At 63.5% G+C, this 26,098-nt stretch carries 22 protein-coding genes; 8 read left to right on the plus strand and 14 right to left on the minus strand.

Annotated elements, in window-relative coordinates; all coding sequences use genetic code 11:
* The coding region (locus P8R42_07300) for a DUF4976 domain-containing protein (protein ID MDG2304451.1) at positions 1-522 on the plus strand (522 nt) is incomplete at its 5' end.
* A gap of 127 nt (positions 523-649) precedes the next feature.
* On the opposite strand, the gene P8R42_07305 is transcribed toward P8R42_07300, so the two are convergent.
* The gene (locus P8R42_07305) at positions 650-2,110 is read right to left on the minus strand and encodes a TolC family protein (protein ID MDG2304452.1); all 1,461 of its coding nucleotides are present in this window, start codon (positions 2,108-2,110) and stop codon (positions 650-652) included.
* Between the two features lie 440 nt (positions 2,111-2,550).
* On the opposite strand from P8R42_07305, the gene P8R42_07310 reads away from it, so the two are divergent.
* Together P8R42_07310 and P8R42_07315 are read left to right on the plus strand one after the other, a co-directional pair.
* Positions 2,551-3,642 carry an HlyD family efflux transporter periplasmic adaptor subunit gene (locus tag P8R42_07310; protein ID MDG2304453.1) on the plus strand — a complete coding sequence of 364 codons (1,092 nt, stop codon included), beginning with the start codon at positions 2,551-2,553 and terminating at the stop codon, positions 3,640-3,642.
* Positions 3,643-5,385 carry an FUSC family protein gene (locus P8R42_07315; GenBank protein MDG2304454.1) on the plus strand — a complete coding sequence of 581 codons (1,743 nt, stop codon included), beginning with the start codon at positions 3,643-3,645 and terminating at the stop codon, positions 5,383-5,385.
* A 159-nt stretch (positions 5,386-5,544) separates the two neighbouring features.
* On the opposite strand, the gene P8R42_07320 is transcribed toward P8R42_07315, so the two are convergent.
* The 6 genes from P8R42_07320 to P8R42_07345 form a co-directional block, all read right to left on the minus strand.
* The gene (locus P8R42_07320) at positions 5,545-7,845 is read right to left on the minus strand and encodes a TonB-dependent receptor (GenBank protein MDG2304455.1); all 2,301 of its coding nucleotides are present in this window, start codon (positions 7,843-7,845) and stop codon (positions 5,545-5,547) included.
* A gap of 12 nt (positions 7,846-7,857) precedes the next feature.
* Entirely contained in the window at positions 7,858-8,052 is a 195-nt protein-coding gene (locus P8R42_07325) for a type II toxin-antitoxin system prevent-host-death family antitoxin (GenBank protein MDG2304456.1), read from the minus strand.
* A 7-nt stretch (positions 8,053-8,059) separates the two neighbouring features.
* Positions 8,060-8,299, minus strand: coding sequence for a hypothetical protein (locus tag P8R42_07330; protein ID MDG2304457.1), 240 nt, complete (start codon positions 8,297-8,299; stop codon positions 8,060-8,062).
* A gap of 93 nt (positions 8,300-8,392) precedes the next feature.
* A complete protein-coding gene (locus P8R42_07335; protein MDG2304458.1) occupies positions 8,393-9,949 on the minus strand; it encodes a hypothetical protein in 1,557 nt (518 codons plus the stop codon).
* Between the two features lie 306 nt (positions 9,950-10,255).
* The gene (locus P8R42_07340) at positions 10,256-11,761 is read right to left on the minus strand and encodes a multicopper oxidase family protein (GenBank protein ID MDG2304459.1); all 1,506 of its coding nucleotides are present in this window, start codon (positions 11,759-11,761) and stop codon (positions 10,256-10,258) included.
* 661 nt (positions 11,762-12,422) lie between these two features.
* Positions 12,423-13,487, minus strand: coding sequence for a saccharopine dehydrogenase NADP-binding domain-containing protein (locus tag P8R42_07345; protein ID MDG2304460.1), 1,065 nt, complete (start codon positions 13,485-13,487; stop codon positions 12,423-12,425).
* A 906-nt stretch (positions 13,488-14,393) separates the two neighbouring features.
* Here P8R42_07345 and P8R42_07350 point away from each other — a divergent pair.
* Positions 14,394-14,603: a hypothetical protein gene (locus tag P8R42_07350; protein MDG2304461.1), complete on the plus strand. Its 210-nt coding sequence runs from the start codon at positions 14,394-14,396 to the stop codon at positions 14,601-14,603.
* 19 nt (positions 14,604-14,622) lie between these two features.
* Here P8R42_07350 and P8R42_07355 read toward each other — a convergent pair whose 3' ends face one another.
* Entirely contained in the window at positions 14,623-16,362 is a 1,740-nt protein-coding gene (locus P8R42_07355; GenBank protein MDG2304462.1) for a S8 family serine peptidase, read from the minus strand.
* 302 nt (positions 16,363-16,664) lie between these two features.
* On the opposite strand from P8R42_07355, the gene P8R42_07360 reads away from it, so the two are divergent.
* Both P8R42_07360 and P8R42_07365 read left to right on the plus strand, forming a co-directional pair.
* Positions 16,665-16,883: a hypothetical protein gene (locus P8R42_07360; protein ID MDG2304463.1), complete on the plus strand. Its 219-nt coding sequence runs from the start codon at positions 16,665-16,667 to the stop codon at positions 16,881-16,883.
* 205 nt (positions 16,884-17,088) lie between these two features.
* Positions 17,089-17,232 (plus strand): LicD family protein, encoded by a 144-nt coding sequence (locus P8R42_07365; protein MDG2304464.1) that lies wholly within the window; start codon positions 17,089-17,091, stop codon positions 17,230-17,232.
* Between the two features lie 226 nt (positions 17,233-17,458).
* Here P8R42_07365 and aepX read toward each other — a convergent pair whose 3' ends face one another.
* Positions 17,459-19,117 (minus strand): phosphoenolpyruvate mutase, encoded by a 1,659-nt coding sequence (aepX, locus tag P8R42_07370; GenBank protein MDG2304465.1) that lies wholly within the window; start codon positions 19,115-19,117, stop codon positions 17,459-17,461.
* A 488-nt stretch (positions 19,118-19,605) separates the two neighbouring features.
* Between aepX and P8R42_07375 the strand changes: the two genes are divergently transcribed.
* Together P8R42_07375 and P8R42_07380 are read left to right on the plus strand one after the other, a co-directional pair.
* Positions 19,606-20,328, plus strand: a complete 723-nt coding sequence (locus P8R42_07375) for a helix-turn-helix domain containing protein (GenBank protein ID MDG2304466.1) — start codon at positions 19,606-19,608, stop codon at positions 20,326-20,328.
* A gap of 150 nt (positions 20,329-20,478) precedes the next feature.
* On the plus strand, positions 20,479-21,009 hold the full coding sequence (locus P8R42_07380) for a TetR/AcrR family transcriptional regulator (GenBank protein MDG2304467.1): 531 nt from the start codon (positions 20,479-20,481) through the stop codon (positions 21,007-21,009).
* A gap of 19 nt (positions 21,010-21,028) precedes the next feature.
* Here P8R42_07380 and P8R42_07385 read toward each other — a convergent pair whose 3' ends face one another.
* From P8R42_07385 to pyk, 5 genes are all read right to left on the minus strand, one after another.
* Positions 21,029-22,081 (minus strand): acyl-CoA dehydrogenase, encoded by a 1,053-nt coding sequence (locus P8R42_07385; GenBank protein MDG2304468.1) that lies wholly within the window; start codon positions 22,079-22,081, stop codon positions 21,029-21,031.
* A 340-nt stretch (positions 22,082-22,421) separates the two neighbouring features.
* The gene (locus P8R42_07390; protein MDG2304469.1) at positions 22,422-22,610 is read right to left on the minus strand and encodes a hypothetical protein; all 189 of its coding nucleotides are present in this window, start codon (positions 22,608-22,610) and stop codon (positions 22,422-22,424) included.
* Positions 22,611-22,625: 15 nt separating this feature from the next.
* Complete coding sequence (locus P8R42_07395) at positions 22,626-23,435, minus strand: SDR family NAD(P)-dependent oxidoreductase (protein ID MDG2304470.1); 810 nt, start codon at positions 23,433-23,435, stop codon at positions 22,626-22,628.
* A 41-nt stretch (positions 23,436-23,476) separates the two neighbouring features.
* Positions 23,477-24,460 (minus strand): PHB depolymerase family esterase, encoded by a 984-nt coding sequence (locus P8R42_07400; GenBank protein ID MDG2304471.1) that lies wholly within the window; start codon positions 24,458-24,460, stop codon positions 23,477-23,479.
* A 107-nt stretch (positions 24,461-24,567) separates the two neighbouring features.
* Entirely contained in the window at positions 24,568-26,013 is a 1,446-nt protein-coding gene (pyk, locus tag P8R42_07405; protein ID MDG2304472.1) for a pyruvate kinase, read from the minus strand.
* Between the last annotated feature and the right edge of the window lie 85 nt (positions 26,014-26,098).

Raw genomic sequence — 26,098 nt, forward strand, 5'->3', positions numbered from 1 at the left:
GTCGTGTCTTGCGCTGAATGTCGCGGACGACCTTCTCCGCGCTTTGTCCCTTTCCCATCGGATTCTCCTTCCGTTTGGGCCGGGAGTGTCTCTTATTTCATCGACCTATTTGGTCCAACCGTCTCTGAACCCGAACACCCGCTCCAGATTCCGGCGGCGCGTCAGGAATCGCAGTTCGTCCAGCCGATCGACTTCTATCCGACGTTTGCCGAGCTCGCCGGGATCACCGGTGCCCCGGTCAACGGCCAAAGCCTCGTGCCGTTGTTCCAGGGCAACGCGGGCAGCTGGCGCCAGTCGATCCTCATCGAGCACTTCAGCCCCGCGGCCGGCGTCGACACCTCCCACGGGATCCGCACGCACGAATGGAAACTCATCCGCACCGAGGCCGTCTCGGGCGTGACCGTCGAGCTCTACAACATGGAGAACGATCCCTTCGAGCTGAACAACGTCGCCGACGAGCCGGGGAGGGCCGGGGTGGTCGCAAGCCTCAGCGCGCAGCTCGATCTGTTGAAGCTGGAATAGCGGGGAGACCGCGGATAGCCGACATGAAGCCCCTTTTTGGCTCCAATCCGACCTAATGGCGCCTTACCGGACGTATGCGTGCGCCTCTTTCTGCCTCATGGACGGCTACAGTTTCTTTCTCAAGCCCCTACCAATCCGAGTAAAGCGCGCCAGGCGAACGCTCAAGTTTCCTCCCCGCTTCGAGAAAACTCTCACTCATTTCCCCCGCCCCCAGAGCCAGATGTGCGAGCGAAGAAAGCAGGGCTGCATCGCTCTCAGCACGCGCCCGCTCTGCCTGCGCACGGGCCGCACGTGCGAGAACCAGCGTCGGCATGTCGACCAACCCCTGATTGAAACCTTCCAGAGCACTCGCAAACCGCGTATTGGCCGCGGCAACCAGCGACTCGACCGATTTGCGACGGGCGATCGCATTGCGTGCTTTCACGTAGTCTCGCCAAACCTCGGCGATCGCCTTGTCGCGCGCTTCTTCTAGTTTGGCCTCCGCAGCCGCGAGAGCCGCCCCCGCCATCCTTTGCGTATTCATGCGAGCGAAGCCGTCGAAGATCGCCCACTCGAAGGTCAGAAAAGCAGCGTACCTCTGCAAATTGAAATCGAGGTCATCCAGGGCTGGCACCTTGCGAATCGAGTTGTTCATCTGACTCCAGCCCGCGACGCCGAGCATCCCGATGCGTGGCAGAGCCGCGGCTCTCGAACGACGCAGGCTGGCTTCACGTGCTTCTAGCGCAGCCGCTCGAGCCAGCAGATCAGGCCGCTGCGCCAGGGCGCGGTCGATGAATTCCTGGAGAGGCACCTCAAGAGACGCTGGAAGGTGGCTCACATCGAGGCGTGCGATCAAAAGCTCGGTTCCCGGAGGCAAACCCGTTACCTGCGCCAATTTCACGTAGGCAACTTCGGACTCGGCGCGCGCCCTCTCCCTAGCATAATCGGCCGCAACCGCCTCGCTACGAGCTTGAAGCAAGTCCGGTTCGGTCAACTTACCCAGACGGTAACGTGCCTCGGCTGCTTCTTCGACGACCCGAGCCGCTTCCAGGGACACCTCGGTCGCGCGTTCGTGATCGGCGGTCGCCTGCCAGAAGGAAAATGCCTCGACGACCGCGAAGGCGACGAGTTGGTGAGTGGCGTCAAAAGTCAGATTGGCAACCGAAAGGTTCTTCTCGGCGACCTCCACCACCGCCTCGCGCGCTCCGAAATCAAAGAGCAACCAGCGCAAATTCGCTGAAGCACTACCGCGCGTGAATCCTGCCGCCACATCGAGATTGAGAGTTTTTTCTCCAGCTCCCGCCAGCAACGCGCCCAGAGCATCGTCGCGCCGGCCCAGTGCGCTCAGGTCGGCGCGGGTCTCGACATCGAGATCCCAGTAACCGCCCCCGTAGGAAGCGAGGAGTGCAAGGGACGGATAGTATTGCGCTTCCGCGAGCCCAACACCTGCCGCGGCGGCGCGAGCCACCTCCCAGGCGATACGGGTCGCCGGATTACGACGCTGCGCCAGGTCAATCAGCGCCGGAAGATCATAGACGATACCGAAGTCCGGCGGCGGAATCTCGCGGTGCGCTTCCTCGACCTTTACCGCCAGTCCCGCTTTGGGCACGGGAGCCCGCCCCGCCGCGGGATCTTCCCCCACGAGGCGCCCAGGTGCGACTGCCGCACAGCCACCAAGCACGAGATTCATCAAGAAGAGGGCAGCCCATCTGCGGTGGCGCGCTTGCAACATCGACTTCTTCCTACTAGTTCGGGCCGAGAGGTCTAAATGGACCTGCGAAGAATTCAGCACAAATCTCCGGGTGTACCGCCGAGCGCCTGGACACTGCCCCTACCTTTCTTGACCGGATGTTCTCCATATATGGAGATCGGAGGCGCGTACTTTCCCGGCTGGCTCCTCTCCTTATTCCTCGGGGCTGCCGCCGGCGCAATGCTGCGCACGGCACTAGTACGCAACGGCATCGATTCTTTCATCGAACCTCATGCCCTAGCGTGGCCTGCGATCATCACTGCCCTGAGCGCCTTTTCTTGGCTGCTATTTTTCTCCCAATGAACGAAGACGAGACCAACGAAGCACCGCTGGGCCTGCGAGAGGCAGAGCCCGACCCGCGTGCCACCCGATTGGGTCAAATCATCGGTTGGGGCGCCGTTGTGGCCGCGATCATTCTGGTCGGCGCCGTCGCCTGGATTACCACCAAACAACCGCGCTCCGACGAAGGACGGGTCACCGCCAACGTCGTCGGCATAGCTCCCCGCGTCAGTGGCCCCATTATTGACATTCCGATTGAAAACGACCAGGCGCTCCAAGCCGGCGACGTGCTCTTCGAAGTCGACTCTGAACCTTACGCGCTGGCCGTCGCGGTTGCACAGGCAAATCTCGACGCGATCGAAGGCGAACTCATCAATGCGCAAGGAGCGGTCAAAGCCCAGAGGCTCCAGGTCAAGGCAGCACGTGCGGTCTTCGTGCAGGCAAAGACCGCCCTCGCACAGGCGGAAGAAACCTACGAACGACTCGAGCCATTGCTCGAGAAACGATTTGCGACGCCCGAAACTGTCGATACGGCGCGGCACGCTCGAGATATGGCCGCCGCTGCCGTATCCGTCGCGGCGGCCGAGGTTGCCGCTGCTAAGGCAATCGTTCGCGACATCCAACCACTGAGGGCACGGCGGCGCGCCATTGCGGCCCTCCTCCAGGAAGCCGAACTCGCCCTGGAACACACTGTGGTTCACGCACCGTTTGCTGCACGCGTAGTCTCACTGACCATATCGGAGGGGGCGTTTGCCCGTGTCGGCCTAAAAACGATCACGCTCATCGACACGCGTCGTTGGTGGGTCGTCGCAGATTTTCGCGAAAGCGAACTGCGCCACATTCGGGTCGGAGACCGGGCCCAGATCACTCTGGCCACCGATCCCGATATCGACATCGGTGGTACGGTAGACGGAATCGGCTGGGGGGTGACCCCCATGCCCAAGGACCCCTTCCCGGGCCTGCCTATCGTTCTGCGCCAACTCGACTGGGTGCATATCGCGCAAAGTTTTCCGGTTCGCATTCGCCTCGACTCCGATACCCCTCCCCACCTACTACGGGTCGGCGCGACGGCCTCAGCAAATATCCTCGGCAATCTCGCCCCCGAGAATTAAATGTTTCGCGAAATAGCCGGGACTCTACGCGAAGAACTTCGCTACGATTCAGAGCGAGCTCGACAAGCAATTCAGGTTACAATCAGCGTACTTCTCGTCGTGCTCGTGATGCTTGCGACCCAGATGCCTTTCATCGGCATAGCGCCCTACATGGTGTTTCTACTGTCGCAGGGTGAAAGCATCTCGACGCGGGCGGCGGCGATTCTCGCGTCGGCAGTGACCTTGACCGCCTGCCTTCTCATCGTGCTTATCACCCTCATCGCATTCGACGCCCCCTGGTTTCGGGTGCCTCTATTCACACTGTTGTTCTTCGGCGGCTTCTATCTCATGCGAACATTCAGCCAGCCCAAGGCTGTTTTGGGTGCGCTGGTGATCCTCGGACTCGCCCTCGTCGCTTTCGACAAAGTTCCGACGCCCACCTATCTGTTTACCCAACTCGCGTGGCTCGTAGCGGTCCTCGGGCTCGTGATCGCTGGGAGTCTATTGGGCGGATGGGTCACCCGTATCCCCAGCGGACGCGAGCGGCTTCGGCATGTGCTGGTGACCCGAATGATGGCCACCGAACAAACCCTCCGAGTTTCCCTCAATCCGCAAGCCGGATTGCGCTTGGCCCCCCTTCCCGGAGAACGCATCAAAGTCCAGGAAACTCTCGAGCGTACGATTCTCGTCGGTCGCCTGACCGCGCGCCAGGGGGACCACTATGCGGCCATCGAGCAACTCTGGACGGATCTCGATGAAGCTTGTGACGCGTCGGGGCGCGAAACTACGGCGATCGATCGAGGCTCGCTCGCGCGAGCAGTCACGTCCCTTCGTTGCGCAATTTTGGAGGAACGCGCACTCAGCGAGTGCGAGCGCCGCGCGGTCCACACCGTCGGGGAAGGGACGTACTCCCCCGCTCTGCGGTCCGCCGTCCAAAATCTCGACCGGGGCTGGACTCGCATCCTGATGGAAGGCGAGACGATCGCTTCCTCCGTAAAGTCGCCGGAAATGCTCCCAGACGACTTCGGAACCAATCCCCTATATGCCTCCTTCGCGCTCCGCGCGACCCTGGCCACCATGGGCTGCTACCTCCTCATGGTAACGACTCACTGGGACGGCATCCATACTTCCATGGTAACGACCGTGGTCACGGCATTGGCAACGACCGGCGCACAAGTACACAAGCAAGCCCTGCGTATTTCTGGAGCCGTAGTGGGCGGTGCGGTCGGAATCGTCATGGTGACCATGGTGATCCCCCGCTACGATTCTCTCATAGCCCTGCTCGTCATCATTGGTCTCGGCACCCTGGCCGCCGCCTGGATCTCGCTTGGAAGCACGCGAATCTCCTACGCCGGCTGGCAGATCGCACTCGCTTTCTTCATGACCGTACTCCAAGGGGCACATCCAGCAACCAACCTCGACGTCATCTGGGACCGCTGGGCAGGCATTGCAATCGGCATCTTCGCCATGCAACTCGCCTTTCGAATCGCTTGGCCCCAAACAACTGTCGAAGCGCTTCGAGACCAACTCCAGCGCATCCACGGGGTGATCGACGCATTCGCGCGACGCGACGCCAACTCGTCGGATTCCGGCACGGGCTCCCCGCGCGAAATCGCAGCGGAACTAGTTCTTGCGGCCGAAATAATGGAAGAAGCCGGAGTCGAAGCGCGCTTCCGCAAAACCGACCAGGTAAAACTGGCGAAGGAGAGCCGTGAACTCTGCAAGATGCGCTCCCGCTTTGCGGCTGCACTGGCTGACTCTTGAGCACGGCCAACCTTGGCTACCAAAAGCCGCCTGAACTTCACCTCAATCTCAACAACCGATTCTGAATGCAAGGCGATGGTCGGCCCCGGGGAGAGAAAGAGAAGGAGCGGATAGCCGACATGAAGCCCCTTTTTGGCTCCAATCCGACCTCACGGCGCCTTACAACTGGTAGCTGAGTTCGATGCCGACCGTGCGCGGGATCGCGAAGTACCGAGCCACGGTGCCAAGGTCCTCCGCGAGGGGAGGAATCCCCCAGTTGAGGTAGGCTTCGTCGGTCAGGTTCTTGGCCCACACCGCCACTTCGCTCCGGGAGTCATCGAATCGGTACCCGAGTCGCGCGTGTAGAAGATTGTAGCCGCGTTGGATGAGCCCGGTGAGCTCGGGTTCCTGAAAGTGAACGCTGCTCTGGTAGTACCAATCGAGGCGTGGCGTCAGGGTGCCCGCGAGCCACGGGGTGCCTGCCCCGGCGAACTCGAACGAGTACTGCAGGGCCACGTGCGCTTGTAGTTGTGGTGCCTGTCGGAAGGTCTCGCCGCCGCGTTCGAGCGGTTCGCCGGTCAGTCGGTCGAAGCTCTCGAACTCGTCGAAGCGTGCGTCGAGCAAACCCAACGACCCTTGGACCAACAGGCCGTCCAGGGGGATCGCCAGGAGTTCGATCTCGGCGCCTTTGTTCGTCGCGCTGGCGGCGTTCTGCACGATGACCTCGATCGTGTCGGGCAGTCCATCCCCATCTTCGTCCGGGCCGCTGACGATCGTCGACTTCTGGATGTCACGGTACTTGCCGAGGAAGATCGACGCGTTCAGCGTCAGGCGCCGCTCCCATGCGATCGTTTTGAGGCCGAGCTCGAAGGAATCGAGTGTCTCGGGGAGAAACGGCTCGAGCCGATCCGAGCTCAGGTTTCCGAACGTGCCGTTGAAGCCGCCCCCGCGGAAGCCGCGGCTGTAGGTGAAGTAGGAGAGGGCGTGCTCGAGCGGCAGCGCCTCCAGATACTCTTCCGGGAGGCGCATCGCGATGCTCGCCATCGGAGTCCAGGCGGTGAAGATGGCGCTGTTCGACGCGGCGGCGGACGATCCCCCGGCCAGGAGGTCCACGTTGTTGCGCGAGAGACCCTTCTTCTCCTCGGTGTAGCGGAGACCCGCCGTCACGCTCAGCCAGTCCGTCGGATCGCCCGTGACCTGGCCGTAGAGAGCCCAGTTCCAGTTGTCGACGTCGGTCAGGCTCTCGACCTGGGTCACGTCACCGATCCCCGGGAGGCTGATGCGCGTCGTGAACGCGTCGTTGGCGACCTCCCAGAAGCCGAAGGCTCCCGCCACGAAGTTGATCCGTCCGTCGAGGCTCTGGCCGTTCGCCTGCACTTCCTGGCTGAGCTGTCGTGCGAATCCGGGCTCGCCGTCGAGCGGGCCACCGCCCACGGCGGACAACTGCACGACCGGCAGCTCCGTCATGTCGATATCGTCCCGCGAGCGCGGCCTCTGCTCACGCCAGGCGCTCACGGACTTGAGTTGCAGGTCCTCGACCGCGCCGACGTCCCCCACGCTCCAGGCAATGGTGCCCCACAGCCCGTAGCTCTCCACGTCGGCGATGCTGGCGACGTCGGCGCCGAAGCGAAAGGGCTCCGAGTTCTCGCAGGCCTCGAGGAACTCGTCGATCCGGACCGGCGGCGAGTCGTTCTGTACGACGCACTGGCCTCCTCGGCTGCGTGCGTGGTTGCGGGCCCAGGTCCCGCTCACGTCGATCGTCACATCGTCGTGCGCGAGGAAGCGCAGCGATCCGAGGAAGGCGAGCGAGTTGCGGTCCGTCCATCGCTCCTCCCGAAACCAGTTGTCCGTGTAGCCGTCTCGGTTGGTGGAGGCGACCGAGAAGCGAGCCAGAAGGCGATCGTCGAGGGCCTTGCTCGCGATGGGGAGGTTCAGGGTCGCTCGTGTCGCAATGGTGTTGAACGATCCGGCGCGCACGAAAACGAAGCCCGTCGTCTCGGGCTGAGGCTTCACCGTAGTGATGTTGATCGCGCCACCAACCGTGTTCTTCCCGAACAGGGTCCCCTGCGGACCGCGCAGAACCTCCACCTGCTCGACGTCGATCACGTCGATGATGGCTCCTTGGGTCCGGGAGAGGTAGACGCCGTCGACGTAGATCCCGACGCCCGGATCGAACGCGATCTCGCCCTCGCCTCGAACGCCGCGAATGACGACGGACGCTTCTTGATCCGTGCGCCCGGTCAGGAACTGGAGGTTCGGCACCAGCTGCTGGATGTCGTCCAAGCGGGTCACGCCGGCTTCGCGCAGCGTCGAGGGGCCGAGGGCGGTGACGGAGACCGGCGTGTCCTCGAGGAGTTCGGCCCGCTTGCGTGCGGTCACGACGATCTCCTCGACCGCGGACCCCGTCTGGGCCTGGGCTGTTGCCATGCTCGCGAGGATTACGAGCAAGACGAGGACGGAGACCCGCTGGGCATCGACCATCAGTCAACGGTATCATGGCGGGTGCCGGCGGTCTCGGTGACCCGGGGCGGACGGACCCGCCGCCGGCACCGACGACCGAACCCGCGAGTCGCGCCTGATCTCAGACCTCGAGCGATCCGTCACGAGAACGGTTTCCCCGCGCGCTGCGATCCGAACGTACTCGCTGAGCTTGCTCTTGAGCGTCTTGAGGCCGACGGCAAGACCCATTCCCGCCTCACTCCGGCACGATCACCAGCCGCGGGGGCATCGGCCCCTCCCTCGAGTCGAGCCACAACGTCGCCGGGCCGCTCTTGGGTTCCTTGAGGACGGCCCAACCGTGGTTGGGCGTGCCCGACAGGAACGCGGCCACGTCGGCCGTGACGTCGAAGACCACCTTGCCGGTTTGACGGTTGCGGATAGCCGCTGAGGCGCGTTCGTGCCCGCGACATACCCGCGAAACGCCCAACTGCTTCAAGAGCCCAGAGAAATCAAAGGGCAAAAAGTGGAGGCGGGGGAAATCGATCTTCGGCGCTTGGCTTCTCGCGAGCAAAGTGACGGTAGCCGTCAATCAGCGCTGCCAGACTTCGACCCGATTCCATTTAAACTTGTACGTTTTCTTCGAGAAGCCGAGGGAGCCGAGCGCTCGGTCGGCGGGGCCGTGCTCCAAGGACGGCGGCTCGGTGATGTGCACGAGTACGCGCTCTGCGTGCCGCGCCCGGGAACGGATCCCTGCGTCGGACCCTCGTTGAACCGCCCACTCGCCAATCACGTACACTCTCGGGTCCCTGAACACCGGGGCGAAACCGATCTGATGGCTCGGCGTCGCAACCAGGTCCAGCGCCTTCGACGAACTCGCCGCGTGCGCGAAGGTACTCGTGTTGGTGACGATGACCACGTCACCGTCGCGCATCGAAGCCTCGATGAACTTCGTGGCCGACTCGGAACCGGAAAAGAGAGCCGGCGGGGCGGGCCGATAGCCGACGATCACTATCGTCGCTGCGGCGGCGACCGCGAGTGCATCGAAACTGAACCGCAGAGCGGCGACCGAGCCTATACGCTGACGGGCTCGGTGGACGACCGCGCCGAGGCCGAACGCGATTGAGGGAACGAGCCAGAGCATGTGCCGGCCACCGGGCGATACGACGAAGGCGTTCGAGGGCCCGAACGGGAGCTGGCCGAGGAAGGATCCAAAGAAAGCGATCATGATCAAGAGCAGGAGGAAGCGCGCCACCAGGTTCTCGGAGCGGGAGCGAGTCTTGATCGCGGAAACGACCAGCCCGCAGATCGCGAGGACTACGCTGAGCGCAAGCCCTTCGCCCGAGCCCCCGGGGAATACCTGGGCCACGCGATGCAAGTGCTGCCAAACCTCGTGAGCCAGATCGACCGGGCTCCAGGAGAAGGTCATGTGGGCATCGAACTTGCGCGCCAGCATTTGGTTGAGCTCGGCGACGTCGACCCTGGAGCGGGCGACGACGAAGTACAGCAGCTGAATGGCGGCCTGGGAAAGGAGTGCGGCGATCCTGACAGCCCGATCTCCCACCGGGTGGAAGACCAGCACGATTGCTGCGGCCGCCGTGGCAATCAGAGTGTAGCCGCTGAAGGCCCCGATGGTGATCGCGGCGGCAACCCAGCCGACCGCGAGCGGCCAACGCCAGGTACGGGCGGCCAGCCGTGGCACAACGAGCGCAAGGACGAGAACCCACAGAGTGTCAAAAGTATACCCCTTGACTCGCCCCGAATAGAGGATGTGGATCGGCGCTACTGCGAACGCTGCACTCAAGAGTCCGGCGATGGGAAATCCGTAGCCGACGCTCCGGAGTGCAATGTAGAGGAGCACCACTCCCGCCACTCCGGCGCCTAGCGAAGGAACGCCAAGGTCGGGCAACTGACCACTTCCCAGCCGGTTTACGGCCATCAGCAGTCCGGTGAAAGCAGGGTGCGCAGGCCCAACGGTCATGAGATTCGTCATGCTGCCGTGGATGGCGCCGGCGGCGACCCACGAATCGTCGAACCAGAGGCCGTCCGAGGGGAGGCTACCCCGCCGCAAGAAAAACGAGACCAGTCCCAGAGTGGCAATGGCAACTACGTCGAGAGCGCGCCGAAGCGGGCTGGGGAACCGCGTCACCCCCGGCTAAGCCTCAATACTGCGTCGCATGAACAACCGGATTCTCCCACCAGACGGATCCTCTCAAGAGGCCAAGGCCGATGCTTCTAGCAGATCCCCCACTCCAGCGATAACAGACATGACGGTAGCCCATGAGGCAGAAAGAGGCGCACGCATACGTCCGGTAAGGCGCCGTTAGGTCGGATTGGAGCCAAAAAGGGGCTTCATGTCGGCTACCGCCACTTCTAGCCGCGAAGTCTCTCGCACCGGCACTGCGCCATCGCCCCCGCACGTGAGCCCACCTCCACAACGAAACTCCGGTTGACCTCAGGCTCGGTAGCGAAACTCGCGCGCCATGCCGGATGCCAAATGGTAGAGATTGTGACAGTGAAAGAACCAATGCCCGGGGTTGTCGGCTGTAAACTCAAATTCAATCTGCTCGCCCGGCCCGGCAATGACCGTGTCTTTCATGGGGGCCATCGGGTCACTCCAGTCGCCCGGCTTCCGAAGCAAACGGAAGAAATGTCCATGGAGATGCATCGGGTGATACATCATCGTAGGATTGCTGATCCGAACTCGGACGCGTTCTCCAGACCGGATCCAAAGTGGCTCCGCTTTGCCGTCGGGCGAAAACAGTTCGGGGTAGTACTCCCCGTTGATCGACCAGAGATATTTCTTCATGTCGCCGCCCAGCTTGATATCGAAGGTTTTCACCGGCCCCTCGGGCAGCGTCGTCGGATAGGGCGATCGCAAAGAGGCATAGTCGGCGGAGCCGATGCTTGGACCTGAAACGACCGGGCGTTTCCGCGAGGCACGGGCAGGAACGTCCCGTGTGTGCACTACGCCGATCGCTTGCTTCGTCGAACCGAGCGCAGCGGCATGAAGAGTAAAGCTCCCAGACTCCTTGAGGGTCACCAGAAAATCATACCTCTCCGCCGTGCCGATCACGATATTGTCTCCGCGCACCGGATCTACAGGTTGACCATCTGCCGCAATCAATTCCAGCTCGTGCCCCTCTAGAGACACGCGAAAAAAGCTAGCCGTTGATCCATTGATCAACCGAAAACGAATACGCTCACCCTTCCGAGCTTCCAGTGTCCACGGATCTTTTTCGGACTTCCCGTTCAGCAGGTAGCCCGGGTAATTCACATCGATGTTGAACGTCTTGTCTCCCGGAAAGGTGTACCCACTTTTGGGCGCTGGCTCCGCGGCCGCGGTGGCCGGCACTTCACCTCGAAATTGCGGAATCATCTCGTAGGGTGACTGGTTGAGCCAGTCAGAGAGAAACACAACCGCTTCGCGATCGTAGGCGTGGATCTCATTGCGAGCCTCAATAATCAACGGCCCATGAAGACCCGTCTGCTCCTGCAACTCATAATGCGAATGATACCAGTAGGTCCCCGATTGAAGCAGAGGATACTCGTAGTAGACCGATTGGCCGGGCCCAATCGGATACTGGGTCAAACCGGGAACACCGTCCATGTAATTCGGAACAATCATCCCGTGCCAATGCACAGTTGTCGGGACAGAAAGCCGATTCTCGACGAGCACCTGAAATCGTTCGCCCTCTTTGAAGCGGAGTTCCGGCCCCGGCAACTGATCCCCGACAAGAGTCGCGGGTGTCGACTTGCCCAGCGGCGAGACATTCTCATCCGTAATCGAGAGCACCGCCGCGGGGCGAGTCTGAGCCGGAGGCGCCGTCTGTTTGGGTCCCTCTTTACTTGCGGAGGGCGTAGAGCTCAAAGCCGCGCCCGGTCGCGCTAGAACCAGAGGAAGGGCCGCGCCGGCCACAATCACACCGCGCCTTGAAATCTTACGGCCTTCAGAATCCATCAAATCTGCCTTTCCTCTGTTTCTGCAGAAACGCGTGAACGCTTCCCCCGAGTTGGATAACACTTATCCCCCAGGCGCTCCTCGTTGAAGCGGCTTGGCTTCCCTTTTTTTCTGTAGACCAATCAAAATCCCGGAGGGGTGAGACGTATATCACAACTTCTCAATATTCCCTGGCTCATCCCCGGCCAACGAATTTGAATTCACACCGGGGTTCTCGGCAACATGCTAAAGGCCCTTGGCTTCCTTGTGCCCCCAACACTGCGGGATAGCCACCGTGCAGGGCATCATCTCGGAAGTGACACGAATGGAGATTTCAATTTTCCCAAACTCCGACTCAACCTCGACGACGTCGTGATTGACCAAACCAAGCCGATCCGCATCTTGAGGAGAGCCAATAGGGTTTTCCCGGTACCCGGCTTTCCCTTGACGGGCAGGGGACGCTCCAGAGCGATCGACTTGGCACCGTAGGTGCTCTGCTGAGAGGTCCCGGGCGGTCGAACGGGCTCACGAGGCGTTTGGCGTCGAACTCGACGTCGGCGAGCTTCGCGCCGCCGAAACCGTGCTGAACCACCGGCAGCGGCTGCATATCGCGCTCGAGCGTCGACCAGAGTCGGATACTCGAACTCCCGATGAAGACGACCGCGTCCTCGGCCATCGAGCCTTAGGGCACGGCGAGCTTCAGCCCGCGCCGCTCAAGGTCGGCAAGGTAGGGGGCCGGCTCGATCACCTGCTCGGGCAGCCACACGCCCGGCTCGACATCGCCGCGGTGGACGTGCGCGGCCAGCGTGGCGACGCCCTGGGAGGTCCATTCCGCTTCGCTCGCCCCGACGGCGCACAGTGAGGCGCTCTTTCCGTTGCGCGATACCTCGACACCAATCAGCATCGTTCCCTGTTTCGTGCCCGCCGTCACCCGCAACAGGCCGCGTGCCACGAGGCGACGGATTCGGGGCACGGCGAGCGCCTTCGTGATCCGAGCCCTCGCCGCAAGGTGCATGACTTGGCGCAGCGAGGCAGGCTCCATGAGGATGGCCGTCACGGATTCGGCTCCGAGGGTGTCGGCGTAGGAGAACCAATCGCGCACGGCGTAGGCCGTCACCTGCCCGCGCGGCTCGGGGAACCGGAACTGGACGGAGACGGCGTAGGGCATCGTCGGCCGTGCCGCTTCGGGAAGGACAAGCGGCTTGGCCGCCTCCCGGAGCATGTAGCTGAAGGTCTGGGGGCCGAGCGACCCGGCATCGCCTACCGCGGTGGAGACGATCCTGTCGGCGCCTCCCAAGTCGGCGCTCAGCTTGCGCGCGATGACGTTGCTGATTCCCGGCATCACACCGGTCCCGAGCAGGATCCGCGAGCCACTGGTCCGCGCGTCGTTGTGGCGCGCCCGGATTGCCTCGACGTCCGTTCCGACGACGCCCACGTAGTTCGTGCCCGCCGCGATGGCGGCGCCGACGACCGCTTCCTCGAGCGAGTCGACGGTGTTTACAACCGTGCGGTGGTCGCCGAGGGCGGTGGCCAGCTGGGCGGGATCGGCGGCATCGACGGCGATCCCCTGCATACCGTGACCAGAGGCCTCAGCGAACTGCTGCGCCTTGGCTTCGTTAGGCCCGCCGACCACGATCCGACCCTCGAAGAACTCGTCCAGGAGTTGTGCCGCCCGGCCGCCGATCGTTCCGTAGCCTCCGATGACGAGCAGCTTCTCTCGTTCACTTGCATCGCTTGCCTTTGGCATACCTGACCCTTTCCCTTGATCGGGCAGTTTGTGCGGACAGGAAGTTCAAGAGCCCATTCTGCATCCTTGGACGTGCATGATGTCTACTCAATGAGGGAAAATCAGGGATTTCGATGACTGGCCCGGGCCCGTAAGCGACCGACAGCCCAGAGGAGCAGCTCCATCTTTCGATACCAGTGACTCACGACACCGTGCACGGGGCCTCCTTGAACTGGTCGCACTCGGTGGCGCTGACAACAGCCTGCCTGCCTTTGATGTCGAGACAGGCGAGCAGATTCTCTATCAGGGCGCGCACGCGGACTGGGTTCTCTGCACGACCTTCCCGTCCGACGGCACTCACCTCGCCTCGGTTGGCCGAGATCGATCCCTCAAGCTGACCAAGTTCGCCCACCCAACAATTCATCGACAATGTAACCAGCATCACACCCGGGGTCCTGAAGGGTGGCCTGATGGCCATCAAGCGTCACCCCGGGCGTGACGAACTCCTGGCCGGAGGTGCTGATGGTGCTCCCAAGCTCTACCGGATGTATCGCGAGAAGAAGCGAGCCCTCGGCGACGACTACAATCTGATTCGAGCGTACGAAGGGCTGCAGTGCGTGTCTACGACACGGGAAAAGAGATGGGGCATGGACCTACCCAGTTCCCGCCCTTCCCTCCCCCATCAAATGGCGAGCCGGAAGGACTGGGTAGCCCGATCGAGGCATCCAGCTCTGCCCGGGCAGAAGAAATCGCCCCCACGGACCGCAAGGACCAGAACTCATGATGATGCTTCAGGGAACACTCCTCCTCGCACTGGCCCTCACCCCGTCCACGGGTGAAGCCAAGCGTTCCCCGTAACCGGCAGAGCTCGACGACCCCGACCTCCTCACCGCCAACAAACGAATCACCAACCTCGCACTCGAGCTCATGCGCGCCCAGACGCTGCAGAGGCTTGCCGGCGAGAACGATGCGCGCACGCACCGTTTGCAGGCGCTGCGCGACTGGGGCAACAACGTGAAGGAGCACGGTCTCAAGGAGGCCTTTCGCCGGCGAGACGAGCCGTTCGGCGAGGGGTTCGCCCGCGTCGGGAAGCCCGAGGGGCGAAACACCGCGGTGCGGGGCACCCACCGGAAGTGATGGGGCCCCACCCCTTCGATCAGAACGCGCAGACCTCGACCTCACAGCTCTGAGGATCACAGGTCTCCGCAGCGGGATCGCAGTCCCGCTCGAAGGGGCACGTGTCCGGCGTATCGCACGTGTCGGGAATATCGCACGAATCGGACACCGGGCAGGTCGCGGCGACCTCGCAGGTGCACCAGACGTTCGAGCACGAGCAGCTCATGCCGCTCAGTATGTCCCATGGATGGAACAGGATCTCCTCGACCCCGCAGATCGCCGCGTCCGTGATGTTCTTGATGCCGCAGATCACGGTATCCCAACCGCACTCGAACCCATCGACGATCTCCTCCATCTGACACTCAGCCCACGCCCACTCGATCGGTGAGACCTGGCGGTAATTCGCGAGCGGCGCCGGAAGAACGAGCACCGGCGACCAGAAGATCGCGCCATCGAGCTGAATCCGCGGCGTCACGCGCCCTTGACGGAGGTCGGTGATCGGCACGCCGGTGTCCTTTAGCGCCTGCAGCACCTGGTACTGACCCAGGTCGCCGCGGAACGACGTCACGGCCGCAAACGCACCGGCGACATGCGGCGCCGCCATCGACGTGCCACCCAGCGTGAGCCCCGCAGCGGTGATGTCCGTACCCGGCGCGAGAAGATCGAGCGACGTGCCGCTGTTCGAGAACTCGGCGACCGCATCGCGCTCCGTCACCGCGCCGACGGAGACGGCGAACGGCGAGCATGCCGGCACCGAGATCAGGTTGGCCTCGGAGTCATTGCCCGAAGCGACAATTGGCATGATGCCCACCGCCTGCGCCTCCGCGAACACCGAGTCGACCGGCGAGATGCAGCGGCCACGCGCACCCATTCCATCGGTACCGAGGCTCAAGTTCATCGCAACCGTATTGAAGAGAAATTTCGTGCCGATCAGGAAGTCGATTGCAGCGGCGATACCGACCACGTTCGTGACCGGACCGCTCGGCAGCATCTCGAACACGTCGAGAGCGAGGATGTTGGTCTCCGGTGCGGTGCCCAACACGATCCCCGCGACGTTCGTGCCGTGCCCGTCGTCGTCGAGCGAACCGTCCGGAAGCGCGAACTCGGCCGCGAACGCGACGCGGCAGCCCGCCGGCTGACCGGGCGACGTGCAGGACCCAAAGGCTGGATCCGTGAAGTCGACCCCAGTGTCGAGGACTGCCACCGACGTGCCGCGACCCGTGGCGCCCTCGAAGGCCGCGGCTGGCTGGCCGACCTGCGGCAAGCTCTCGGCCAGGAAGGGCACGAATTCGAAGTTCTCGTGCACCGCCACGACGCCACCGACGCGCTCGAGGCGCTCGATCTGCTTCTCGTCCTGGACATGAACCGCAACGATCGGCAAGTGCTTGAAGGCACGCTCGATCTTCACGTCGTACGTCTTCGCCGACTCGGCGAACGATTGAGCGAGCTTCGCGAACTGGCGGGACTTGTAGCGCCGGATCCCGCGATCGTCTTCCTGAATGCGGCGACGCGAGCGCATCTTGTCGACGCGCTTGTGAATCTTCGAGGCGTCGAGCTCGATGATCATGCTCCGCGGACCACTGTAGTCGTTCCGCGGAGCATCCGCGGGCTTCGGACCAAGCTCCGGCTTCTTCTCGGGACTGCGCTCGAAGCGCGGCTTCGGGTCGTCGAATAGACGGCCCGGATTGAGCTTCTCGATCGGCTTGGCGTCTCCTGCGACGGCAGAGAACAGAACGGTGGCGATCGCCACCACATGATACACGGCGTAACGTACACGCATTGGAATCCCCCTTTAGGTGAGCGGCAAGCGGCGAACCGCCGACCGGATGGACGGCGAACAGCCACTTCCGCAAGCGGGATGCCAGGAAAAGCCTCCCCATTTCCGGGGATCTGCAAACCGCGCGAGCGGCCAGGCGCAAAGCTTGGTTTCCGATCACCGCCTCGCGCGGTTGGCGGACGATGCCTCGGGGAGGCAGGCCCCGCCGCACAAGAGAATCTACATTCCCCGGGCGAATCGAGCTGTGGTACCTGAGGGATCATGTGCCACCCCCAATTCTTGATATGACTGCGAGGGTTCGAGAAATGTCCGCGGCGGCGCTGCTCTGCGTCGCCGTGCTTGCCGCCGAAGCCGCTAAGCTGCCACCCGCCCGGAAGCTCTTCGTGGTCGATACCGGTACCGGCCACCGTCTCGGCGAAGCGGTGTCGATCGACGGCGAGATCGCCGTGATCTTCGCTCCGGGCGACGACCGCGGTGACGTACGAGGCGCCGCGTACGTCTACGAGCGCCACGGGGACCAGTGAAGCCGCGTGGCGCGCTTGCCGGGAAACGCGCAGGCGGTGGTCTCCGGGCGCACGGTACTCCACGGCCGTTGGGGCCCCGAGGTCAGCGAGGTCCGAGCCTACGAGCACGACGGATCGCGATGGGTCGACCGAGGCGAACGTCATTACCGCCAATCTCGAAATCCATCCCAAGATTCACGAACTTCTCGCGATTCTCTCCGATGTCTTGAACTCAGCCAAGATCGAGTACTGGGTCGACCAGGGAACTCTTCTAGGTGCCTATCGCCACGGAAAGTTCATCGCACGCGACTCCGAGGCAGACATCGCGATCAGGAACGAAGAGCATTTCGAAGCGCTTCCCCGGATGTAATCTTTCCCACCGGTCAGATCGAGGGTGAGGCAAAAATGTGCCCTTACCCAGCAAGAGTGCGCGAGTGTCTCCAGATCCAGCACGGCTACATCGGGGAGGGCGCAATCTGGGACCCCGGTGCGAACAGGTGGATAGAAGACTAGCTGACCGTCCTTCACAGCCGGCGTCACCCGTGGTCGGGGCGTCGCAAGCCGCCATCGCAGACATGTCGGAAGTTCTTGCTCAGCTACACGATTGCCGGACGGCCCAATTCGAAGCTCCCCGCCTGAACGACGTCCGCGAGCGTGTCGACGTCGAGCCAGTGGCCCGCGATGTACACGACGCGGACCTCCTCGCCGGCCTCGAGCAGTGCGTTGAGCAGGTCGGGAATCTGCGCGGTGCGGTTCTCGGGAGCGCACAAGAGCTTGTCCACCAGCGCACTCACCCGCTCCCGGGCAGCGGCCGAGACCTTGAAGAAGCCCGTCCACTCCCCGTGGAGTTGCTCGGCCGGGAGCTGGCTCGCGACCCGTACGAGCTTCACGGTCGTGTAGAAGCTGCGGCGCGAGTCCGGCGCAGAACACTCTACGTAGTCTGCATGCCGCCCGAGGTTCGTGCTCGCCTGCCAGCGTGTGTCGACGACGACAACGAGGTCCCCGTCCGACTCGAGCAGGACCTGTGGGATGTACTTGTGGAAGAGGACGTCGCCGTAGGAGATCAGCAACACCTCTTGGCCGGACGCACGGCCGGCCCCCCCGTCCGGCTCCGCCAGCGCGCACGCGAGCGAGTAGAGTTCCCCAGTCGAGTCGTGCTCGTCGTTGTCGACGTAGGAGACCCCCTGCAGGTCGAAGGCGTCCTTCGAGAAGCCTCGTACGACAGAGATATTCTTGACCCCAACCGCGTTGTACGCGTCGACGATATGCTGCAGGAGCGGCTTCCCGCGCACCTCGATCAACGCCTTCGGTCGCGACTCGGTCAGCTCGCCGAGTGCGTCCCCCCGCGAAGCCGCCAGGACCACCGCGCGAGCGGTGCCGCCCGCCTGCGGCAGGTAGCGATCCTCGGCCTCCTGGAGTTCGGCGGCGCCCTGTAACCGAAAAATCTCGCCGACCGATGCGACGCGGTCCTCGAGCGACAGCAGGTTCTGCTCATGCATCAGCGTGGCAGCGGCACTCTGCATCGAGGTCACGGCGGCGCGCAGCATGTGGTTGGCCCAGATCACCACCGAGAAGCCCGCCGCGCGGAACGCCTCCGTGGGCGTCGCGTAATACTTGGTGGGCACGATCACGACCGGAGCTCGGTCCCCCCACTCTTGCTTGAACACGAGCACCTCGTCGGCCGTCGTCCGGGCGCTGTGGATCAAGATGGCGTCCGCGCCGGCCTCGGCGTAGGCGGCCGCTCGGGTCAGCGCCTCGCCCTGCCCCCAGCCGGCGACTAGCGCCTCGACACGCGCGACGATCGAGAAGTCGTCGTCGCGCTGGGCATCCTTGCCGGCCTTGATCTTGCCGCAGAACTCGTCGATCTCCTCGAGTGGCTGCGCCCCACCGTTGATGAAGCTGTTTTTCTTGGGAAACAGCTTGTCCTCGATACACACCGCAGCGACCCCGCGCTGCTCAAGCTTGGCGACCAGTCGCCGGAGATTGTTGAAGTTGCCGTAGCCCGTGTCCCCGTCGAGCAGGATGGGCACGCTCGTGGCGTCGCTCATGAACTCGAGCATCTCGAGGATCTGCGTCCAGCTCGCCTCGTTCGAGTCGCGAACTCCGAACTGCGCCGCGAGGCACAAGCCGCTCGCCCAGATGCCCGAGAAACCGGCCTCCTCGCCGATTTTGGCACTCAGCCCGTTGTGCGCCTCGATCAGGAACTCCAGTTCCTGCGACCGGAGCATTCGCCTGAAGCGTGCCGTCTTGGTCATGTTGCCCCTTTCCGTTCGCGAAGATCGCCGCCGGCCGCACCCTGCCATTCCCGACCATTCATTGACCTCGCGAGGCGACTCGCGAGCACTTGGCGTATAGCCGCCTCCGGTCGCCATGACACGCGAGCCCCCCCGAGGAAGACCACGAACGGGCCTCGGCACGACCGTTCTCACCAGAGTGCGGGACGCTCGGCCAGGGGTCGGGAATCCCTGGCCGGCAGCTACCTGCCCCGGCTGCGGTATCTGCACGAGACCATTGGGGGTTCCAATCGAGCATCGCTCCTCGCGAGATGACGACGAAGCCCGGCGTCCAGCGGGGTTAGTCGGTTAGAGGGACGACTTCTTGTACGGCGTCGGGGGTGCAGTTCGGGGGATCGTTGCCGGCGTCCTCGGCGACCGGTTGGCTCTCGCCCCCGCGCGGCTCTCGAACAAGACGTCCCGTGCCTCCTCCCTGGCACAGTCAACACCGTTTACGTAGAAACCATCCTGTGCCCCGGGCGACGAACGAGAAGGCGCCACGACGGCGCAAGCGCTCGACTCCACTAACCCGGTCCAAGATCGCGGAGGTCACCCTCGACCTGATGCGCGAGGGCGGGGTCGAGGCCGTATCCATGCGGCAGATCGCCGATCGACTCGGGGTGGACGTCGCGGCTCCCTACCGGCACTTCGGCAACAAGGAAGATATTGTGCAGGCAGCCGGAGATCTGGCTGCCCGCGCCGTCGACCTTCGAGCGCCGGCAAGTGGCGACTGGGAAACGCGATTTGCCGAGCTCTGCACGACCATCCGTAGCCGCCTGCGCCGACACCCGGAGCTCAGCCTCTTCGGGGGCGGCTCCGCCGGCTCCAGCCCTTTCAACGCCAAGGCGTTCGGCCTCATTGCCGGTGTCCTCTTCGAGGCCGGGCTGCGCGGAAACGAGATTCAGTTTGCCGCTCAGCACACGCTCGACACCCTCACCGCGATAGCGCATGACGAGATCCTGCGCCTCAAGAACTCATCGGAAGACAATCATCGCTTCCACGAGACGTTCATGGAGCACCTCCCGGACGAGGTGCGTGCCGATCTCCCACCGCAGCGTGGCCGATCGACAGCGCGACTCTTCGACGAGTACTTCCAGTACGCGGTCGACGCCCTGCTCCGAGGCCTGGTTGGCCAACTGAACCCGAAGGACGCACCGCCGAAGCGGCGGGCAAGCCTCCGCAAGACCCGCTAATTCCTACGCCAGTGGTCGGCTCTACGCACTGCTTGGGGCAAACCGCGACGGTGATCCGAAACGGCGCGGACGACATCTGCCTGCCCAGCCACGCACAAGTAGTGTACAACCTCATTTCGCGTTCGGTCACGCCTGCTAAGGTGCTCGTCCATGACGGAAGACGCGCGCAGTGGTCGCGAGCTCTGGCTGGAGGCGGGACAGGAGCTACTCCGTCGTGGCGGCATCGTGTCCGTGAAGCTCCAGGCGCTCACCGATGAGATCGGCCTCACCACCGGCAGCTTCTACCACCACTTCAACGGCATGAAGGACTACCTGGACCAGTTGGCCCGCTTCTACGGTGCCGATCAGGTGCGGAAGAACCTCTTCACCGTCAATGATGCAGATCCGCGCATGCGACTGCGTAAGCTCGGGGCAATGGCCATCAAAGACCGAATGGTGCCGTTGGATGCAGCGATGCGCGACTGGGCGGGCAGCAACCGCATTGCCGCGGCCTCCGTGCGAGCCGCCGACGAGCACTTGATGCGCTTCATCGCCAAGGCGTTCCGAAATCTCGGATACCCACGCCGTGAGGCGCAAGTCCGAGCGCAGCTCTTGCAGTCGGTCGGCGTCGCCCGCGTCATGCCACCGTGGAAGACGCTCGCCGGCGATACCGGCCTGGTGCTCAAGATTCTGGCGCCCTGACCACCCGCGACGTCGAACGTCACACCATGTCGGTCGGCTTCACGGGAAGATCCAACGCGACTCGTCCGGCGAGCTCCGTCGTACGGTCCCAGTCGAAGATCACATGGCCCTTCAAGACCTCGAGATCGCGTTGGATCCGCTGGAACGGGGATGAATTGAAGTAGACGCTCGCACCCGCGCCTTCCGCGATCGTGCCCACGATCGAGCGAGCCGCGCGTACGGTCGCCGCAGCCGTGAGTCGCAGCGCCATCCGGCGCTCCAGCGGCACGTTTCCAGTTCCCGCGCAGCCCTCGAGCTCATCGATCGCGACATCCCAACGGGACCGAGCACCAGCGAGTTCGCTGACGACCGTGCCGAGGCGCATCTGCGCGGCGGGCTGCTCGACGGCGCGATCTCCGAGCGAATAGGCCAGCACACGCGCGGCGATCCGCTCGCGGTACAACGCCACGGCGCGTTCGGCCGCACCCAGTGCCGGCGCGGCCGCGACAAGGGCCAGCACCGGTGGCATCGGCAGCATCGACATCCCGTCGCCATCGAGCACATCACCGCCGAACATCAGCTGCGCCGCCAACATTGCGCGGTGCGACGGGACGAACACCTGCTCGAGGCGCACGGCGTCACTGCCGGTCGCGCACATGCCAGACGTGTGCCACACGTCGTCGATGGTCACCTCGGACCTCCGCACGACCACGAATCGAGTCACCAGTTCCGGTTCGGCCTGCACGGCGTGCACCATCACCCAGTCCGCATGGTGAACGCCGGTCGCCCACTCCCACCGACCGTCGACGAGGAAGCCGCCCTCCGTAGCCGTCAGCGTTCCGGTCGGTGCGAGTGGTGCCGCTGCCGACGCCCAAGGGTGCCCGGGAGGGAACAGTTCCGGTCGAGCCGCCGCGGGGAACTTGCCAAGCATCCAGCTGTGCAGAATCAGGAACGAGACGGTCCACGCCGACGCGGCACAGCCTTGGCCGAGAATGCGGGTGCTGCGCGCGAGGGAAGACACCCCGAGGCCATGTCCACCGAGCGAGGTCGGCACCACCATGCGCAACAAGTCGAGGTCAACCAAGTCGGCCATCGTCGACGGTGGAAGTCGTCGAAGAGTCTCTGCCTCATCGGCCCGTTCGGCCAGTGAGTGCGACAACTGCTCGGATCGATCGAGGGCGTCTGCGTGAGTGAGGGGCATAGCTGTCTCCGGCAGCGTAACCGTCCCCTTGCGGTCTTGTCTATAGGTTTACTTATGGAGATTGAATAGACTGAAGCTCCTCCACATCGAAGGAAATCCGAAGGGATCCCGACCGGGGTCCTCCCAGCTGGCAGCCGCATTCCTTTCGGCCTACCAGGCGACTCATCAAGACGACGAGATCGAGACGCTCGACGTCTTCTCGGCCGACCTGCTTGCCGGCTTCCGTCAGAAACTAGAGCTCGACCTCGGCCAGACTCGTCGGCGCGCTGAAGCTCTCGGCCGCTTGCCGTGCGACGCGTTCACTCGACACGACATTGCCTCCCTTGATCATCGCATCGAGCGTAGCCGCCGCGTTCTTCGGTGTCGGCAGCGGCTGGTCGTACGCCCCCGCGTTCGTGCCGATGAGGTAGCCGACCCTCATGGAATCCCCTTCAGATCACATCCCGAGGTCGCCGGCGGTACCTCGCCACGCGAGCGACCCCCCGTCGATGAGAATGTAGGCGCCGTTGATGAAGCCAGCTTCGGGGCTCGCGAGAAAACACACGAGCTCGCCGACTTCCGACGGCTCCCCTAAGCGGGGAACCAGGCCGGTCGCGATCAACGACTGCTTGAAGGCCACCGGGTCGTCGGACTGCTTGATGTAGTCGGTCACCATGTTGGTGGCGATCGCGGTCGGGCCGTAGCAGTTGACGCGAATCCCAAGCGGAGCAAGATCGACGGCCAAGTTCTGCGTCTGGAGCCGGATGCCGCCCTTGCTCGTGCCGTAGGCGGAGTTGTTCGGGTACGCCGATTGGCTTCCGGTGGACGCCGCGTTGATGATCGACGCGTTGTCGCTCTCGCGCAGGTACGGCACCGCGAACTTCGAACATACCCAAGGCGCCACCGCGTTGACCTCGATCACCTTCTTGAAGACGTCGATGGGCATGTCGGCCACGTTGCAGGACGCCGGGTCGGTCAGACCCGTCTCGTGGATGCCGGCGTTGTTGTGCAGCACGTCGATGCCACCGAAGGCGTCGGCGGCGGCCTCCATGAGCGCCTTCACCTGATCCGAGTCCGTGACGTCGCAGTGTTGATAGACCGCGTCCCCTCCGTCTTCCCGAATCGCCTGCGCGACCGCCTCGCCGTTCTCGTCGTTCATGTCGCTCACCACCACCCGCGCCCCCTTACTGGCAGCGAGCTTGGCGGTGGCTTCGCCGATGCCGGTGCCCGAACCGGTGATGACGAATCGAAGGTCTTGGACACCCATCTGGCTTCTCCTTGGTGTGAGGTGTTGGTGTGACCGGATCTCTAGTGATCGGTGTAGACGCCCACGACGCACGAGAACCCATCGGGCGGCGTGGTGAGGACGAAATCTTCCACGGGTGTTCCCTTCGGGTGGGACAAAACGGTTTGCGCGGCCCAGGCCGTGAAGGCGGGAGGCCACACGTGCCCGTGGGTGCCGGAGCAGGAGACGGTCACGACATCGGATTGGGCTGCGTAGTACTCTGACGCCAGTTTGGTCTCCACGTCATAGAACGACGTGCCGCCAAAGGTGTCTTCGGGGCCTCCCCAGAGCACGACCACAATGGAGCTGTCCATGATGATCGGGTCGACCGGCTCGATGTGGAGTTGGCTCAAGTATCTGTAGTTGCCCGATGCGGCCACGCCGCCGGCAAACAGATCGGAGTTAAACATCATGTTGCGATGGGTCATGGTTCCGCCCGCCGAGATGCCACCCCCATAGATGCGGTTCTCGTCCACCCGGTAGGATGCCGCGACACACTTCACCATCGATTCGATGAAGCGGACGTCTGGGCCTTCATCGTTGGTTTGGGTGATCGCGCCGTCGAACCAGGGCTCCCAGAAGCGTCCGTCGTTCGTGCCCTGAGGCCCGATTCCTCGGCAGGTTCTGTTCTCGGTGGTGCAGGTCCGAAAGGGGGCGACCACGATCCAGCCGCTGTCGACGAGGCTCTCGAGTTGGGATCTCTCGTTGGCGACGAACTCCAACTCGGTCGCAACGGTCCCGGTGAGAGAAACGAACAGCGGGCGCGCGGTATCGAGCGTCTCCGGAAGGAAGACGTGGAACTCGCGGGAGTCCCCATCCGAGAGAAAGCCGCCATTCCCGCCTTCCTGCGCGGTGAAGTTCTCGGGGCAGCTGCCTAAGAGCCGAGCCGGATCCTCGTGATTGCTGTTGCTACCGTCGCCATCAGAACAACTGCTGAGCGCGACGGCGGATAGGAGAACCAGGTTGCCTAAGGGGAACCTCAGCACCGGAACTTTGACGAGATCCACTCGCGCTCTCTAGCACCGCATCCGAGATTGTCGGCATCCTACGGAAAGCGACCACGTTTCCCGCTTCACCCCACGTACCATGAGACCGTGTTTCCCAAGATCTTCCGCTACTCCGAGCGCCGGAGCTGGATGCCGGTGACCAGATCCCCGCCGGTCGTAGCGAAGTCGGACACGACCACGACGTCGTCTCCCGACGTCACCGCTCCCATGTCCCGCAGCTTCTGCAGCCCGGCGTCGATGGTCTTCTCGGGGTTCTGGGAGAAGCGTATACGCAATGCGACGATCGAGCGCGTGAGCCAGAGCTTGCGGCGCGTCGTGCTCATGTTCGTGAACGCGTAGATGACAGCTCTCTGCGGCCGATAACTCGCGACCAGCTGACCAAAGGATCCACGGCGCGTGATGACTAGGATGGCACCGGCGCCGATCGAGTCGGCAAGGCGGCAAGCACTCTGAGCCAAATGCTCCCGCTGGGTCTCCGGAGCAGGTCGTTCCTTGTAAAACGGCAGTCCGACCTCGCCCTCCGTCGCACACGCGATCTTGTCCAGGGTCAGAACGCAGCGCTCCGGATGGCGCCCCACCGCGGTCTCGCCGCTCAGCATGATCGCGTCGACCTGCTCGTAGACCGCGTTCGCAACGTCAGTAACTTCGGCACGCGTTGGCATGGGATTGTCGATCATCGACTCGAGCAGGTGCGTCGCCACGATGACCGGCTTACCGGCGATCGCACATTTCCGCACCAGCCGCCGCTGCAGCGCCGGGAGCTCCTCGAACGGGATCTCGACTCCGAGGTCGCCCCGGGCAATCATCACCACGTCGGTCGCCGCGAGGATGGAATCAAAGTTCTCCACCCCTTCATGGTTCTCGATCTTCGCGATCAACTTCTGATGACCGCCGGACGCCTCGACGATCTCCCGGACATGCGCGAGATCGTCTTCTGAGCGAACGAAGCTCAGCGCGATAAAGTCTAGGTCGTGCTTGATCGCGAAATCGATGTCGTGCCGGTCCTTCTCGGTGATCGAAGGGAGGTTCACGCGGATACCGGGCAGGTTCACGTGTTTCCGCGAACCCAGAGTGCCGCCGTCCAGGATTCGGCAGCGCAATCGATGATCCTCGACCTCGAGGATCGCCAAGTTGATGAGGCCGTTGTCCACGGTCACCTGATCGCCCACGTTCAGATGCTGTACGAGGTCTGCGTAGTCCACGTGCACGGACCGCTCTTCCGCGTCGTCCGCGATGACCGCGAGGTAGACTTCCTCGCCGGTCTTCAGATCCAGGCTGTCGGTGAGCTCGCCAGTGCGGATCTCGGGGCCCTGCAGGTCCATGAGGATCGCGATCGGGTGCTGTAGCTTGCGGTTCAGCCGCTTGATGGTCCGAACCACCTCTAGGTGCGACTTGTGGTCTCCGTGCGACATGTTCAGCCGCGCTACGTTCATCCCCGCCTGAGCGAGCTTGGTGAGGATGTCCGCCTGACCGGTAGCGGGACCCACCGTGCAAACGATCTTGGTCCGCCGAGTCTGGTGATGGTTGAGCCCGACCTTTTCCTTTTCCGCCATCGCGCTCCGAGAGTGCGGATCCAGGTGCCGCGTGTCAAAGCGAGCGCACCACGCGCTAGGAGCCTAGAACAGACAGGCGCCATGC

The sequence above is a fragment of the Candidatus Binatia bacterium genome, assembly GCA_029243485.1.
Lineage (GTDB): Bacteria > Desulfobacterota > Binatia > UBA12015 > UBA12015 > VGTG01.

Excerpts from the sequence above, each read along its gene's own strand:
- P8R42_07310 (MDG2304453.1), top strand. The coding sequence starts at position 2,551 with ATGAACGAAGACGAGACCAACGAAGCACCGCTGGGCCTGCGAGAGGCA.
- P8R42_07320 (MDG2304455.1), bottom strand. The coding sequence starts at position 7,845 with ATGGTCGATGCCCAGCGGGTCTCCGTCCTCGTCTTGCTCGTAATCCTC.
- pyk (MDG2304472.1), bottom strand. The coding sequence starts at position 26,013 with ATGGCGGAAAAGGAAAAGGTCGGGCTCAACCATCACCAGACTCGGCGG.
- P8R42_07390 (MDG2304469.1), bottom strand. The coding sequence starts at position 22,610 with ATGAGGGTCGGCTACCTCATCGGCACGAACGCGGGGGCGTACGACCAG.
- P8R42_07340 (MDG2304459.1), bottom strand. The coding sequence starts at position 11,761 with ATGGATTCTGAAGGCCGTAAGATTTCAAGGCGCGGTGTGATTGTGGCC.
- P8R42_07395 (MDG2304470.1), bottom strand. The coding sequence starts at position 23,435 with ATGGGTGTCCAAGACCTTCGATTCGTCATCACCGGTTCGGGCACCGGC.
- P8R42_07360 (MDG2304463.1), top strand. The coding sequence starts at position 16,665 with ATGTCCGCGGCGGCGCTGCTCTGCGTCGCCGTGCTTGCCGCCGAAGCC.
- P8R42_07325 (MDG2304456.1), bottom strand. The coding sequence starts at position 8,052 with ATGGGTCTTGCCGTCGGCCTCAAGACGCTCAAGAGCAAGCTCAGCGAG.
- P8R42_07345 (MDG2304460.1), bottom strand. The coding sequence starts at position 13,487 with ATGCCAAAGGCAAGCGATGCAAGTGAACGAGAGAAGCTGCTCGTCATC.
- P8R42_07355 (MDG2304462.1), bottom strand. The coding sequence starts at position 16,362 with ATGCGTGTACGTTACGCCGTGTATCATGTGGTGGCGATCGCCACCGTT.
- P8R42_07315 (MDG2304454.1), top strand. The coding sequence starts at position 3,643 with ATGTTTCGCGAAATAGCCGGGACTCTACGCGAAGAACTTCGCTACGAT.
- aepX (MDG2304465.1), bottom strand. The coding sequence starts at position 19,117 with ATGACCAAGACGGCACGCTTCAGGCGAATGCTCCGGTCGCAGGAACTG.
- P8R42_07350 (MDG2304461.1), top strand. The coding sequence starts at position 14,394 with ATGCGCGCCCAGACGCTGCAGAGGCTTGCCGGCGAGAACGATGCGCGC.
- P8R42_07380 (MDG2304467.1), top strand. The coding sequence starts at position 20,479 with ATGACGGAAGACGCGCGCAGTGGTCGCGAGCTCTGGCTGGAGGCGGGA.
- P8R42_07385 (MDG2304468.1), bottom strand. The coding sequence starts at position 22,081 with ATGGCCGACTTGGTTGACCTCGACTTGTTGCGCATGGTGGTGCCGACC.